General features: G+C 66.9%; 10 protein-coding genes and 4 pseudogenes. 5 read left to right on the top strand and 9 right to left on the bottom strand.

All coding sequences use genetic code 11. The features are described 5' to 3' along the window. Window positions 1-119: 119 nt before the first annotated feature. A complete protein-coding gene (locus tag OG844_RS44795; RefSeq protein WP_406395946.1) occupies window positions 120-1295 on the top strand; it encodes a PP2C family protein-serine/threonine phosphatase in 1176 nt (391 codons plus the stop codon). Window positions 1296-2444: 1149 nt separating this feature from the next. Then, window positions 2445-3292, top strand: a pseudogene (locus tag OG844_RS44790) (DUF2199 domain-containing protein). Between the two features lie 190 nt (window positions 3293-3482). Here the strand turns inward: OG844_RS44790 and OG844_RS44785 are convergent. Then, complete coding sequence (locus tag OG844_RS44785) at window positions 3483-3914, bottom strand: DUF4259 domain-containing protein (RefSeq protein ID WP_406387401.1); 432 nt, start codon at window positions 3912-3914, stop codon at window positions 3483-3485. A gap of 38 nt (window positions 3915-3952) precedes the next feature. Further along, window positions 3953-4138 (bottom strand): annotated as a pseudogene (locus OG844_RS44780) (hypothetical protein); the annotation flags it as partial. 738 nt (window positions 4139-4876) lie between these two features. Here OG844_RS44780 and OG844_RS44775 point away from each other — a divergent pair. Next, window positions 4877-5518: pseudogene (locus OG844_RS44775) on the top strand (DUF1524 domain-containing protein). 24 nt (window positions 5519-5542) lie between these two features. Here OG844_RS44775 and OG844_RS44770 read toward each other — a convergent pair. From OG844_RS44770 to OG844_RS44760, 3 genes are all read right to left on the bottom strand, one after another. Next, window positions 5543-5749, bottom strand: coding sequence for a DUF6233 domain-containing protein (locus OG844_RS44770; RefSeq protein WP_406387402.1), 207 nt, complete (start codon window positions 5747-5749; stop codon window positions 5543-5545). Between the two features lie 231 nt (window positions 5750-5980). Next, the gene (locus OG844_RS44765; protein ID WP_406387403.1) at window positions 5981-6214 is read right to left on the bottom strand and encodes a hypothetical protein; all 234 of its coding nucleotides are present in this window, start codon (window positions 6212-6214) and stop codon (window positions 5981-5983) included. Between the two features lie 195 nt (window positions 6215-6409). Beyond that, a complete protein-coding gene (locus tag OG844_RS44760) occupies window positions 6410-6613 on the bottom strand; it encodes a cold-shock protein (protein WP_406387404.1) in 204 nt (67 codons plus the stop codon). Between the two features lie 302 nt (window positions 6614-6915). On the opposite strand from OG844_RS44760, the gene OG844_RS44755 reads away from it, so the two are divergent. Then, on the top strand, window positions 6916-8118 hold the full coding sequence (locus tag OG844_RS44755) for an IS110 family transposase (protein ID WP_406387406.1): 1203 nt from the start codon (window positions 6916-6918) through the stop codon (window positions 8116-8118). Between the two features lie 446 nt (window positions 8119-8564). On the opposite strand, the pseudogene OG844_RS44750 reads toward OG844_RS44755, so the two are convergent. From OG844_RS44750 to OG844_RS44735, 4 genes and pseudogenes are all read right to left on the bottom strand, one after another. Next, window positions 8565-8876, bottom strand: a pseudogene (locus tag OG844_RS44750) (hypothetical protein); the annotation flags it as partial. Beyond that, a complete protein-coding gene (pspAA, locus tag OG844_RS44745) occupies window positions 8792-9070 on the bottom strand; it encodes a PspA-associated protein PspAA (RefSeq protein WP_406387408.1) in 279 nt (92 codons plus the stop codon). The gene pspAA and the pseudogene OG844_RS44750, both read right to left, overlap by 85 nt. Continuing rightward, on the bottom strand, window positions 9067-9843 hold the full coding sequence (locus OG844_RS44740) for a PspA/IM30 family protein (protein WP_406387409.1): 777 nt from the start codon (window positions 9841-9843) through the stop codon (window positions 9067-9069). The genes pspAA and OG844_RS44740 overlap by 4 nt, the downstream gene beginning before the upstream one ends. Before the next feature lie 418 nt (window positions 9844-10261). After that, window positions 10262-11392 carry a hypothetical protein gene (locus OG844_RS44735; protein ID WP_406387410.1) on the bottom strand — a complete coding sequence of 377 codons (1131 nt, stop codon included), beginning with the start codon at window positions 11390-11392 and terminating at the stop codon, window positions 10262-10264. A 1126-nt stretch (window positions 11393-12518) separates the two neighbouring features. Here OG844_RS44735 and OG844_RS44730 point away from each other — a divergent pair. Next, the gene (locus OG844_RS44730; protein ID WP_406395922.1) at window positions 12519-13127 is read left to right on the top strand and encodes a GPP34 family phosphoprotein; all 609 of its coding nucleotides are present in this window, start codon (window positions 12519-12521) and stop codon (window positions 13125-13127) included. Window positions 13128-13150 lie beyond the last annotated feature (23 nt).

The raw sequence follows: 13150 nt of genomic DNA, 5'->3' as shown, positions 1-13150 counted from the left end.
GACGCTCGCCGTGGTAATTCTCAGGTTGGTAGGCGGGACGGGTGGAAGGGACTGTGGTCGTGAGTGGTGGGCAGCGTGGACTTCCCCGGTTGCTGACGGCAGCGGAGACGGCGGCGCCGGTGGAGGCTGTCGACGTGGTCGCGGAGGACCTGCGGCTGCGTTTCAATGCCATGGAGGTCTCTTTCCTCATCGTGGACCTGACGGGGAAGGCAGTGGCGCGGTTGTCCACCGCTCCTGCGGAGGAGGGCCGTAAGGCGGAGCGGATCCCCTTGTTCGGCAGCGTCTACGAGGAGGTGATCCGTACCCAGCGGCTGTATCAGGAGGCGACCGGTCAGGGAGAGCGGGTGATTGTGCCGGTCACCAACCGGGGGGATGCGATCGGGCTGCTGGAACTGCTCCTGCCGGCCGGCCCCGGCGAGGACGTCCTTGACGAGGTCGGAGAAGCGGCCCACATCCTGGCCTACGTCGTGATCGCCAACGGGCGCTTCACCGACTTCTACACGTGGGGCAAACGCTCCAGGCCTCCCACCCTGGCAGCAGAAATCCAGTACCAGTTGCTGCCCCCGTCACTGTCCTGCGAGGCCGCGCAGTTCACCCTGTCCGGGAGCCTGGAGCCCTCCGAAAACCTCAGCGGCGACACCTTCGACTACACCCTGGACCGCGACGCCCTCCATATCTCGGTGACCGACCCCATGGGCCACGACATCGATGCCGCTCTGGCCGCCACGGTCCTGGTGAGCGCCCTGCGTGGCGCCCGCCGCGCGGGAGCCGGCCTGGCCGAACAGGCCCACCGGGCCGACCAGGCACTGGTCGCCCACGGCCACGGTCACGCCACCGGGCAACTGCTGCGCATCAATCTCCACACCGGGCAGGCCCAGCTCGTCAACGCCGGTCACCCCTGGCCCTTGCGGATGCGCGAGGGCGCGGTGGAGGTGATCACCTGCGAGGTGGACCATCCCTTCGGGCTGTCCGAGTTCGCGACCCGCCCCTACCGCGTCCAGGACCTCGACCTGCGCCCTGGTGACCGTGTGCTCATGTTCACCGACGGCATGCTGGAACGTCACGGGGAGCAGGTCGACCTGCCCGCCCTGCTGGAGCGCACCCGGGACCTGCACCCGCGGGAGACCGCGCTGATGCTGACGTCCGCGGTCCGGGATGCCGCCGGCGGCCGGCTCGGGGACGACGCCACCGTGATGTGCCTGGACTGGCACGGCCCCCAGGAGGCACAACGGCACGTCAGCTCCGGCGCGGACACGCGGCAGGCCTCAGCCAGCCGCACAAAGCAGCAGCCCTGACCAGAGTGCTCTGCTGGACGGCGCCAAGCGGCCGCCGAGTAGCACTCGCGTCGCGCCTCTTCCTGGAAGCCTGAGCTCCCGTCCATCCCCAGCCGCTATGGGCGGCTCTGGGACCTACCCGAATGAGACATCACGAGGTGTCTGGAGAACCGTCGAACTTGGGCTGCACTGCCACCCTGCCGAGTCGAGTGGTGGGAAGGTCTCGCCGGAGGCGCCAACGCCCCGGCCGCTCCTTGAGTTCTAGACCCGAAGCGCCGACAACTCCGTCGTCCACTGAGCGCAGGGCGCTTGCCATGGGGTGACTGACGGACGCAGCCGCCGACTCCGCAGTAAGCGGCCGGCCCGGCCCGACGTCTCGCGTCGGGCCGGAGAAGAAGGCCAGCGCAGCGCCGCTCGACTTCCCGCGACCACCCCCACCACCAGCCACCACAGCAGGGCAGACCAGGAGAACAAGGGGAAGTCTGAATACTCACCAGACGAAAACCGGTGCCTGACCTGGGCCTATGCAGGCGTCGGGCGGAATCGTGCGCGCCTGTAAGTAAAGGGGCAAACGGACGGGTTACTGGAGGGGATAGCGGAGGGGTAAGTGCGACTGCGCAGGACGACACCGAGCGCAGCGGCCAGGATCGGCCGGCATCGGGTCGGCGCAGCCTCTCTCCCGGCCTGTACAGCGGCGCGGGGTGGCGATGGTGGTCACCACCGCCACAGCACTTTTGCCCCGGGATCCGGACGGGCGGCAGACGGCGTCCCGGCGGTCACCACGAGTGGTCTCGCGCAGGGATGGAGTGAGTTACGGCCTGGACTCGTGCCCCCTGGCCGGTCTGGGCACCGGCATGCTCGGGCCATGGGAAGACGCGACGGGGTACGCAGTGGAACGGCCGGGGGATGCCTGTTCAACGGTTGCCTGGCTGTGCTCGTGCTGCTCCTTGTGTGTTTCATCGGACTGTGGGTATGGGCGGCCACGGCGGATGACCGGGCCGAGGAAGGGGTCGAGCTGGCTGGGCCGGCGCTGGCGACGCCCGCTCAGTAACTCTTCGGGGACCGTAGCTCGTGCGGTGCGGCGGACGGTGATGCCGTGAACGTCACGCGACCGTTCATGCTCTGCTGGCCCAGGGACACGGCATCCGGGAGATCGCCCGGGAACTGCACATGGGCCCTATGCCGACGGCGCCCGCACCGGTGCCCCGAGCGCAATTCAGGTTGCCGACCGATTTCATCTCGGCAGAACCTCGGTACCGCCGTCAAACGCAGCGCCTGACCACCCGCTGGTACTCCGGCCCGGTGGAGGGCCGGGCCAATCACATCAAGATGATCAAACGCCAGATGTTCGGACGCGGCAAACTCCCCCTCCTCCGCAAGCGCGTCCTCCTGACCGCCGCCCCGCCCCACAACCGACAGCAGTCGGTAACTTTCTCCGGCGCAGCTTGCCGTTACCCCTCCGGGGCCGCAGTGCAGCACATCGTTAGGCTCCCGGCCATGGCTAACGATCTCGGCTTCACCTGCTCCTGCTGCGATGAGTACCACGCAGAACTCCCCATGGGGTTTTCCACCATGGCGCCCGACGTCTGGTCCGAGAGCTTTGCTGGCGATTCCGCCAGCATGCTCTCCACCGACCAGTGCATCATCAAGAACGAGCACTTCTTCCTCAGAGGCACGATCGAAATACCTGTGATCGACAGCGACCACGCGTTCTCCTGGGGCGTCTGGGTCTCCCTCAGCCGCGACAACTTCGCCCGGTCCCTCGACGTTTGGGAGACGCCCGGCCGAGAGGCCGAACCCCCTATTTCGGCTGGCTGACCACCGAGCTGGCGCTCTACTCACCCAGCACCACGAACCTGAAGACGCACGCTCACACGCGTCCGCTCGGCCAGCGTCCATTCATCGAACTGGAGCCCACCGACCATCCCCTCGCAGTCGAACAGCGGACCGGCATCACCATGGACCGTGTCCGAGAGATCGCCGAGGCAGTCCTGCATCCCAACAGCGGTAAGGCCTGACCCGGACCCTCTGTCGGCAGCTCATACGCAACGAGCTGGTCACGGTGAGGATCACTCTGCTTTTCCTTCCTCCAGCGGCCGGTCCACTCCACGCAGCAAGAAGCAGCAACATCCGTTGATCGTCCTCACGGAATTTGTGCCTGATCCGAGTTGTGGTTCTGGCGCAGGTTCTGCGGCGGGTGACGCTCTGTCATTGCTCGATATCGAACAGCGGGATGGACGGTGCTGGCGGAGCAAGGACTGTGCGAAGGCGGTTGAGGTCGGCTCGCCACTGCTTCCAGTCTTCCGGATCGACCCAGTTCGAGGCCGGCCCGGCGTCGTAGCTGATGATGCGATCGAGGGCCTTGTCCGCGAGCGTCCGGAGATCGTCAGGGAAGGCGGGCATGGGTTCTTCAGGGCCGTAAGGTGTGTCGATTGGGCCGCCGCCGGGGCATTGCGCCGCAATCAGTGCGGCCGCAGCCACCGCTTCTTCTCCTTCGGTGAGCCAGCCGGTGGCGTCGATGGTGCGCGTGAGGACGCCACGGATCAGTGCCTCGCGTTCCTCGAGTTTGGCGTCGTCGAGAGCGTTGGCGAAGTCCGCTGCCGTGTCGTTGTCGAAGGGGCCAGTGTCCCAGGTGCCCATGTTTGATCTCCTCGTGTAGTTGCGCCGGGATCTTCGCATCAGCCGCTGACATTGCGGTCACTGTGCGAGCAGTACGCGCTTTCGCAGAGGGCGAAGCCAGCACGTCCGAATATCTGACGCTTGAGCATCTTGATCCGGTTGACATGCCCCTCGACCGCGCCCGAGCTCCAGGGCAGGCTGAGTCCAGCGGTGACGGCGTTGAGGTCGCGGTCGATGCCGGCGGCGAGGAAGGAGGCTCGTCCGTATGACCGGCGCTTGATGAGCTTGATGCGTGTGACCTGACTTCGACTGCACCTGAGCTCCAGGGCAGGCTGAGGCCGTTGACGACCGCCTCCCAGTCGTATTGGGCGGCGCGAGCACTTGCCGCCCGAATGCTGGCCGGCGAGCTGACACCACGCGAGCTGGCCTTGAGGATCCACCATCGTTTCGTGCACGAGCTGTCTCTGGTCGAACGACTCGCCAACCTGGACGATGACTACGCCGTCCTTGAATACGGCTACAGAACACAGGCGCAGGTCGACGCCGATGTCACGGCCGAAGCTCGTCGGCTTGCACAGCGTCCTCGTGTTCCAACCGAACCCACGGGCCCACCGGCCTGAGGCAGACCGATGGGCCCGTGGGTTCGGTCTGGAGGACCTTCGGCTTCCTTAAACCCACGGGCCTCACGGCCCGGTTCTCGTATAGCTACGGCAGAAGGACATGTAGCGGAGAGTGACGGGACATCCGGGTCTGTCGCGGTAGATGCATACACCTCACCTGCGGAAACGCGGCCGTTGTCCCTGGTGATGGGCGAGGAGCCGCGCATGCCTTGAGGCCGCGGGCGTCGGTGAACCGGCGGCATCCGCCCGGTGTTGACGAGTCGTCACGAGAATTTCAGCGCCGACATCTACACGCATAGACCACCCCGGGCCATCATGTGCGCGAGTCACCCCCTCAACTCCTCAACCTAGGAGCCAACACTCATGCGCACCAAGGCCCGCCGGAGCATCCTCACTACCCTCGTAGCAGCCGCCATCACCGCTGTCACCTTCCTCGGCACCACCCCTGCACAGGCCGCATTGCCCACCCCTGTGAGCGCCGCCACCGCCCGCTCCTACCTGGCGTCGATGCCCGCCACCGCCGAGTCGCACGGCTCGACGTACGACCGTGCGCTGTTCCCGCACTGGATCACCATCTCCGGCACCTGCGACACCCGGGAGACCGTCCTCAAGCGGGACGGCTCCGGCGTCGTCACCAACTCGTCCTGCGCCGCGACGTCGGGCAGCTGGTACTCGCCGTACGACGGCGCGACCTGGCACGCCGCGTCCGACCTCGACATCGACCACATGGTCCCGCTCTCCGAGGCATAGGCGTCCGGCGCGTGGGCGTGGAGCACCTCCCAGCGTCAAAACTTCGCCAACGACCGCACCCGCCCCCAACTGCTCGCGGTCACGGACAACGTCAATCAGTCCAAGGGTGACCAGGACCCGGGCACCTGGTGGCCATCCGTCACCAGCTACAAGTGCACCTACGCGCGCGCCTGGGTACAGGTGAAGTACTACTACGGCCTGACCGTCGACAGCACGGAGAAGAGCGCCCTGTCCTCAGTCCTCAACGGCTGCTGACGATCCCGACCCTCCTCGTACCGCCTACAGGCGGGTGAGGACCTCGGCGGCGGCGCAGATCTGGCAGGCCCTGGCGCCGGGACGGGCGAGGGCGGCGAGGGCCCCCTCGAGGTCGAGTTCCGCGCCGCCGGCGGGGACCGCCTTGCACCCGTGCTCGTGCACGACGGGGCCGGTCGGTCGGCTGCCGGGGCCGGCGGCCCGAGTGCGCTCGCCGGTCCAGGCCCAGCTCATGTCCGCGGCGGGCGGTGACGGGACGAGGTTAGGGGTGGGACGGCGGCCGGGCCTCGACCGCAGCGGCAACCCCCCGCCCGCTCGGCACGGCCCGCACACTCCATAAGCGGGCGGCCCCGATTCGAGGTCCGCATCAGCACTGCACTCGCCAAGGACAGGTCAGCGGCCACGTGCGGCAAAAGCTTCGCCCTCCGGCGGCTGCAATGCCGGGAAGCGGGGCGATTGTCTCGCTCAGGCGGCCCAGCCGATGGAGGAAACGTTGCTGTACGCGTCGTAGTCGGAGCCGAGTTCTTCGATGATCTGATCCCAGATGGCGTCGAGTTCCTGGATGTCGTCGTCGAGCCAGGCGTCGACGGCGTGGTCCCACAGGCCGCGGACGTTGATGCTGCGGCTGGCGGAGTGTTGCGCCGGTTCGGCGTCGTCCGCCTGACACCCTTCGCATCGGTACCCGGCCGGGGGAACCATGTGGTGGTGCCCGGGCGCGGTGTGCGGGGATGGGCACAGGCTTCACCGCGCGCGCTGAAGGCGGGGCTGCGTCGGCTTGTGCGTGAATCGCCCTTCGTTGTCCAGGGTCGCTGGCGTGGCGAGTGGTCACGACATGCTGTCGGTACCCGCGCACGGTGCGGGCGCCGACGGAAGGGAGATGAACGGGGCGGAGACTCAGCTGCGGGCGATGTTCTCGGCCTGCGGCCCCTTCTGGCCCTGCGTAATGTCGAATGTCACGGCTTCGCCCTCGGTCAGCTCGCGGTAACCGTTGCCCGAGATGTTGGAGTAGTGCGCGAAGACATCCGGTCCGCCTCCGTCTTGGGCGATGAAACCAAAGCCCTTCTCCGAGTTGAACCACTTCACGGTGCCACTGGCCATGCTCTTCCCCTTGGTTCAAATTCAACAACGGCCCTGGGCTGGACCCCTGTAGCGCCCTTCCCCCCCGTTACCTTTTTCGTGGCTCCGCAATGGGGCCTCCGGCCTTCGGGTCCGGCATGACTTCCCCCCTTGTTGTTCATGATCCGGGGGGTGGTGTCACCGGGCCCGGAGGCATCGACGGACCGCTGATGAGGGGCTTGAGCACCGGCTTCACCCGAGCCGGAAGAGCTCTCCGTAACGTGGATGTGGCAGCTCGGTGCCGAGGCAAGGCCGGACGAAAACGTGAGCGGAGGGGCCTGCACGTGATCGACACCGGCGACATCGACGTCTTCCTCGGCCTGGACGTCGGCAAGGGCGAACACCACGCCACCGCCGTCACCCCGGCCGGGAAGAAGGCGTTCGACAAGCGGTTACCCAACACCGAACCCAAGCTCCGCGAGCTGTTCGCCAAGTTGCAGGCCAAGCACGGAACGGTGCTGGTCGTGGTCGACCAGCCGGCCTCGATCGGGGCCCTGCCGCTGGCCGTGGCCCGGGACATGGGCTGCCCCGTGGCCTACCTTCCGGGGCTGACGATGCGGCGGATCGCCGATCTCTACCCGGGCGAGGCGAAGACGGATGCGAAGGACGCGTTCATCATCGCGGACGCGGCCCGGGCGATGCCTCACACGCTGCGGGCGATCGACGGTGAGGACGAGACGATCGCCGAGCTGGAGATGGTCGTCGGGTTCGACGACGACCTGGCCGGCGAGGCCACTCGGGTCGCGAACCGGCTCCACGGCCTGCTGACCCAGATCCATCCGTCGCTGGAACGGGTGCTGGGGCCGCGGTTGCAGCACCCGGCCGTCCTCGCGCTGCTGGAGCGGTTCGGTTCACCGGCCCAGATCCGCAAGGCCGGCCGACGCCGCCTGGTCACCCTCCTGCGGCCGAAGGCCCCGAGGATGGCCGAGCGTCTGGTCGAGGACATCATCGCCGCGTTGGACGAGCAGACCGTGACGGTTCCGGGGACCGAGGCGGCCGCGCTGATCGTCCCGAGCCTGGCCGGGTCCCTGACCGCCGTGCTTGACCAGCGGAGACTGCTGGCCGGGCGGATCGAGGAACTCCTGGAGGACCACCCTCTTTCGAAGGTCCTGAGGTCGATGCCGGGAGTCGGCGTCAGGACCGGAGCACGGATCCTGATCGAGGTCGGCGACGGCAGCACCTTCCCGACCGCCAGCCACCTCGCCGCCTACGCCGGTCTCGCCCCTGCCACCCGGAGTTCGGGCTCCTCGATCCGCGGTGAACACCCCTCCCGGAGAGGAAGCAAGCAGCTCAAACGGGCCTTCTTCCTCTCCGCGTTCGCCGCACTCGGCGACCCGGCATCGCGGGCCTACTACGACAAGAAGATCGCCCAAGGAAAGCACCACACCCAGGCCCTGCTCTGCCTCGCCAGACGGCGGGCCGACGTGCTATTTGCGATGCTCCGCGACGGAACCTTCTACGATCCTCGGCCTGCCACACCGGTGTGAGAACCGCTAGAGAGGCGCATCGCAGTCAAACTCGAACGTCTCCCTGGCGGCATCAGCGGGGAACTCAGGGTGGTCGTGCCAGATTCCAGCGAGGGCGACCAAAAGGTTCCATGCGGCGGCTGCCACATCAGTCGTTGCCCCGTTCGCGGGCGGAGCGGTCCGATGAAAGCGCACTGCAAAGATCTGCTTGTCCGCGGCCAGACGAAGGGCTGTCGCCGTGCGGCGGGCTTCACCTTGAAGCGAAGCCGAGTCAGGGATGCGGTCCCGCACGAAACGGACCAGCCGGTTGACTTGGTCCTCAGTGATCCGCTCCACCCGTTCCCCCCACAGTTAACGAGCCCATTCGCCTCGCGCGGCGCCAACTATCGCACCCGCCACGGTCCACTGACGCCCCAAAGCCTCTGCGGACGCCTCAATGCCTTGACCAAAGACATAGGGGCACCCCCCCCGGGGTCGGTGACCTCCTGGCCGTCGTAGTACGACAGCCACACTCCCCCGGTCAGCTTGCAGCCGGCACCCACCACCGGGGCCGTGACCGCCTCGGAAAGCAGCACCTCGTTGCGGGTGCTGCAGCCGTCGGTGGCGATGTCGCCGGAATTCCAGTGCCGGAAGGACGAGCGGGTGTAGCCGGTGCGGTCCTCGTCACCGTTGCCCGCGCATCGCGCTCGGCCCATCATCCAGGGATGAGCCCTTCGTCGGAGAGCAGCTCTCGCATCCGCGAGAGGCTGGTTGTCTCCTCGGGAAGCACCAGGTCCGATGGCGTAATCCGCTCATTGCTCACCGGTTCGCCGAGGCTGCGTACAGCGTCCAACAGGGCCGACAGGGCGGACGTGAATGCTGTCTCGTCGCCCGCGTCGGCGGATGCCTGCAAGGCGGAGTCCAGCTGGTTGAGCCGGTCTAGATGCTCGTCGGCGACGTCGTACTGGCCCTCGCCGAGAATGCGCATGATCATGGCGTCTCCTCACGCTCCGGCCGGGCCGTTGGGGTTCTCGGGGCTTCGACCGCCCGGGCGGTCGAAGCCGCTGGGAGCTGAGCCTTCATCCTGGCCAGCTCGTTCTCCACGTTCTGATCTGCGTTGACGCGCTCAATCTCAGCCTGGATGTCGTCCCGACCCACCGGTACGGTGGCGTCCTCCAGCGCACCGGAGGCGATCAGTTCGTCTAGCGCACCAGCGCGCGCCTGTAGCTGCTCGGTTTTGTCCTGCGCGCGCTGCATAGCCATGCCCACGTCACCCATCTCCTCACCGATACCGGTTACCGCCTCAGTGATACGGGTCTGGGCCTCGGCCGCAGTGTAGGTCGCCTTGACGGTCTCCTTGCGGGTTCGGAAGGTGTCCACCTTCGCTTCCAGGCGCTGCATTGCGAGCGTGAGCTTTTCCTCCTGATCCGCCAGCGAAGCATGCTGGGCTTCCAAGTCAGTGGTCTGCGCGGCCACGGCCGTACTTCGCGTGAGGGCCTCGCGGGCCAAGTCTTCGCGCCCTGCGGCCAGCGCCTGCTCGGCCTGGCGTTGCAGCTTGCCGCTGGATTGCTGCATCTGGCTAACCTGGAGTTCGACCCTCTTGCGGCTGGTTGCCACATCGGCCACCCCGCGCCGTACACGTTGCAACATCTGTAGCTGTTGTTCGTAGGAATAATCCAGGATCTCGCGAGGGTCTTCAGCCTCGTCCAATGCCTTGTTCGCCTTGATCCGGAACAGGGTGGTGAAGCGGTTGGTAATGCTGGTCATGGTGACCGCCTTCCTGCCGAGGCCGACGTCCGTAGAACGATTCAGCCCTGTGAGCGCTGGCACCGGATTGCTTACTCCGAGCAGACATCCGCGAGCAGCCCTTCCATTGTCCGACCCCAGCTGAGGTACGGCAGTGTGACCGTGTTTACACCGGCTCTGCTGGTATCGGGCCGGAATGCGTGCCGGAATCTGTCTGCGTGAGCGACACCAAGGCGACGGCGACGATTAGGGCACCCGGGAAGCGCACCGGATCTCCCGCCGACACCGCGACGGCACCAAACCGGCATCTGCTGTAAGGGCTTTGGGCTGGCCGGCACACCTCCGGGCTGTCCCAGGGATGGTGCTCCAAGAGGTAGGACTCCAGCTCCGGACACCGGTGGACCGTTGTGGCGGATACGTCCACACACTCGTTCCTCCGCTATCCGCGCTGCTGGTAGCGTCGCCACTCGCGTCCGGCATCGCGAGAGATCCACAGACCCTCGCCCTTCACCAGGTCGTATGTCGCCGTCGTCGCATCCGCGATGCCGTAGAGCGTGGTGCCGTCGACGGTGAGCGACGTGAATTTCGCCGGCGTCTTCAGCTCGTGGAAGCGGCTGTTGGTGCGGTCATCGGCGACCCAGTACCGGCCACCCTCCTCGCCGACGAGCAGCCGTCCGTCCGTAAACACCTGCATGACGAGCCATTCCGGGCCACGCTTCAGGGCGCTGAAGGGGATTCCACCATCGAGCACTGTCTTCCAGTGCCCGCCGCCGTCCGTCGTCACCAACAGGCCGCGCGTGCTGTGGCCCTGGGTGAGGGACAACGCTGCAGTGCCACCCCGCGCAGTGAGGGCGCCTCCCCAGTACGGCTTCGGCACAACCGTGCGGCCGAGCATGCGACCGCCGCGCTGCCATACGACGCTGAAGGGTTCTTCGGCGACGGGCTGGTCCAGGCTCCAGGCCGTGCCCCGCTCGTCGACGGCGAGCCGGATGGCGTTTTCCCAGACTCCGGCCGGTGGCGCCACGGTGCGCGTGGCGGGGCGGTAAATGAGGATCGGCTCCGGCGCGACGAGCAGGATGTCGCCGGGGCGGGTGCGCAACGCGGCTTCCGTGACGACGACCTTGCGCCGCTTGCCGTGTACGTCGAGGACTGATCCTTCCCTCGCTCCCACCCCGGGCGGCACCTGTAGGAAGCCATCGCGTATTCCCTTGAACGCGGCCTGCCCCGCCTCCGCGTCCGTGTGTTCCGCGTGCTCGGTGACCGTGCGGCCGTCGGGGTCCACGATGCGCCAGGCGGAGGCGGCCGGTCCTTCGTCGTCCTCGACGTTGCTGATGTAATAAGTCAGGAGCAGCGAGCCGTCGTCTGCGCGGATCACGCCACTGGGTGCGCCGGCTGCCTCAATGACGTCGGCTGGACCCGGGTGAGGGTCCTCGATGACGCGTTTGTACTCCGCCTCGCGACTGCCAGAGCGCTCATCGTCGGAGCCGTTGCAGGCGGTCAGTGCCAGCACCGCACTTGCCGCCGCCACGAGCCTGACCGGCCGCCTCCCGCAGTCCCTCAGCCACGTCATGATCACATCATCACACGGGGTGGCTGCCGTACCTCAGCGCCGGGCTGCGACCGCCTCCCGACGCCTCCGGTCCCGGGCTCGAGTGTCGCGTCACCCGCAGCTCAAATCCGCCCGGGCTGCTCGCGCGGCCGAACGTGGGCGGGCTGGAGACGCGCATCTGCGAGAGGCCAATCTGGTATGGCCCCGTTGCACTGACGAGCCGGTAGTTGAAGCCGAGGTTGGCGTAACGGTCGTGCCGCCAACGGTGCCCCTGAAGGTCTGGTGTCTGTGCAACGTGGGGGCGTTGTTGGGTCGGTTGGCCTCGTGTTGCCCTGGATCCCCTGATCCCAGACTCCCCGCGACAGGGCGATGGGCCCCAGGCCCGCCGATCAGGCTAGCGACGTCAGCGTGGCGCACGGTCTGAAAGGTCGGGTTCGAAGCGCATGGTTTGCAGGGCCCGTCGGGGGTAGCCAAGACCGTCGGCGTGCGTCGCCGACAGCCTCCCTGAGCCGACGGCTTCTCGCCGCCGTCCTCGTCTGCCTCCAGTGCATCGATGATCCGCAACTCCGTTTTCTCCGAAGCGGGTTCCTTCTCTGCCACGACCACGCCTTGTCTGGGGGTAACCAGCGTCGCGCCACCGCTGTCTTTCGGCGCACAGCGTGCCGTCTTCGTCCAACCAATCGATTCAGGATCCGTCGGGCGCGCCCTGGTTGCGACACGCATAGAAATGCCGTCGACCATGTCGGTCAGAACCGTCTCCTGCGAGTCGTTCACTGATATCGCGCGCCTGCGCCCTGAGGCCCGCTCCACGGGGGAAGGTGACAACAGCTGCGCTCTCGGCACCATGCCTGGCTGGGAGAGCTCAGCACGCTGTGGCTTCCGGGGCCGCTCCCATCCAGCTCTGGGGGCCACAGCGCTAAGCGCCGAAATCTGCGCCGCCGTGCCTGTCATCGATTGCCGGGCAGACTGTGTAGCCGCAGCGCAGGCGCCCCCAGCACGGAATGCAGTCGCGGTCGGCACTCCGTAAGCTGGCAGGAGCAGCTGGGCGCAGGATCGGGTGGGCGGCGCTTCGGTAGCCCATGTCGCGCCTGGCGGCAAAATCTCTTACCGAGCGGCACATCAATGTCGGCTGGGACGTGAAGACCTTATGGCTACACCCCGGGACCTATTGATGGTCACTATGGACGTGCCGACGAGCACTCCTGTGGATCAGGAAGATCTGTCGCTGGTGCTTGCCGCCGCTGAGCTGATCGACCTGCTCAAGGTCCGGGTTGTGGGCTTGGAGAGCCGTCACATCGTGCCAGGTCCGCATGGGGTACCTGCAGAGCACTTCTTGGAGCAGGCTGCCGCGACGCTGCAGTTGACGGAGCCGTACGAATTGATAGGTGACTGGCTGTGGCGCAGAGATCGCGCTCTGGCACGGTCATACACCGAGGCTCTTGAAACCGACAAGCTGGCCGCCTGGCAACGGCCTGCTGGGCATCGTTTCAGGCGCCGCGAGTTCACCTTGATCGACTCACCAGCTCGCCGGGAAGCAGCTGAGCGCTGGGCTGCCGCTGATCACGTCCTTGTTGCTCTCGCTGAGGCTGTTGGGATAAAGCGCGACGACCGGCCCAGCTCTGCGAACGTAGTGGACAGTTCAGTAGCAACGGTGTTGTCCGCTCTTGGCGGCACACTGGTACGGCTGAAGTCCGCGCAGAGGGAAGAACACCACCGACAGGGGAAGTTCGATGACGGCTGGGGCCTTTTGGAGTGACACCCACAGGACCCGCTCGGCTT

It is taken from the genome of Streptomyces sp. NBC_00887 (genome assembly GCF_045207585.1).
This window is presented reverse-complemented; position numbering and strand designations above follow the sequence as displayed.

Coding starts and splice junctions, on each gene's coding strand:
- OG844_RS44785 (WP_406387401.1), bottom strand. CDS start 3,914: ATGGGCACCTGGGACACTGGCCCCTTCGACAACGACACGGCAGCGGAC.
- OG844_RS44770 (WP_406387402.1), bottom strand. CDS start 5,749: ATGAGCTGGGCCTGGACCGGCGAGCGCACTCGGGCCGCCGGCCCCGGC.
- OG844_RS44765 (WP_406387403.1), bottom strand. CDS start 6,214: ATGGTTCCCCCGGCCGGGTACCGATGCGAAGGGTGTCAGGCGGACGAC.
- OG844_RS44760 (WP_406387404.1), bottom strand. CDS start 6,613: ATGGCCAGTGGCACCGTGAAGTGGTTCAACTCGGAGAAGGGCTTTGGT.
- pspAA (WP_406387408.1), bottom strand. CDS start 9,070: ATGATCATGCGCATTCTCGGCGAGGGCCAGTACGACGTCGCCGACGAG.
- OG844_RS44740 (WP_406387409.1), bottom strand. CDS start 9,843: ATGACCAGCATTACCAACCGCTTCACCACCCTGTTCCGGATCAAGGCG.
- OG844_RS44735 (WP_406387410.1), bottom strand. CDS start 11,392: ATGACGTGGCTGAGGGACTGCGGGAGGCGGCCGGTCAGGCTCGTGGCG.
- OG844_RS44730 (WP_406395922.1), top strand. CDS start 12,519: ATGGCTACACCCCGGGACCTATTGATGGTCACTATGGACGTGCCGACG.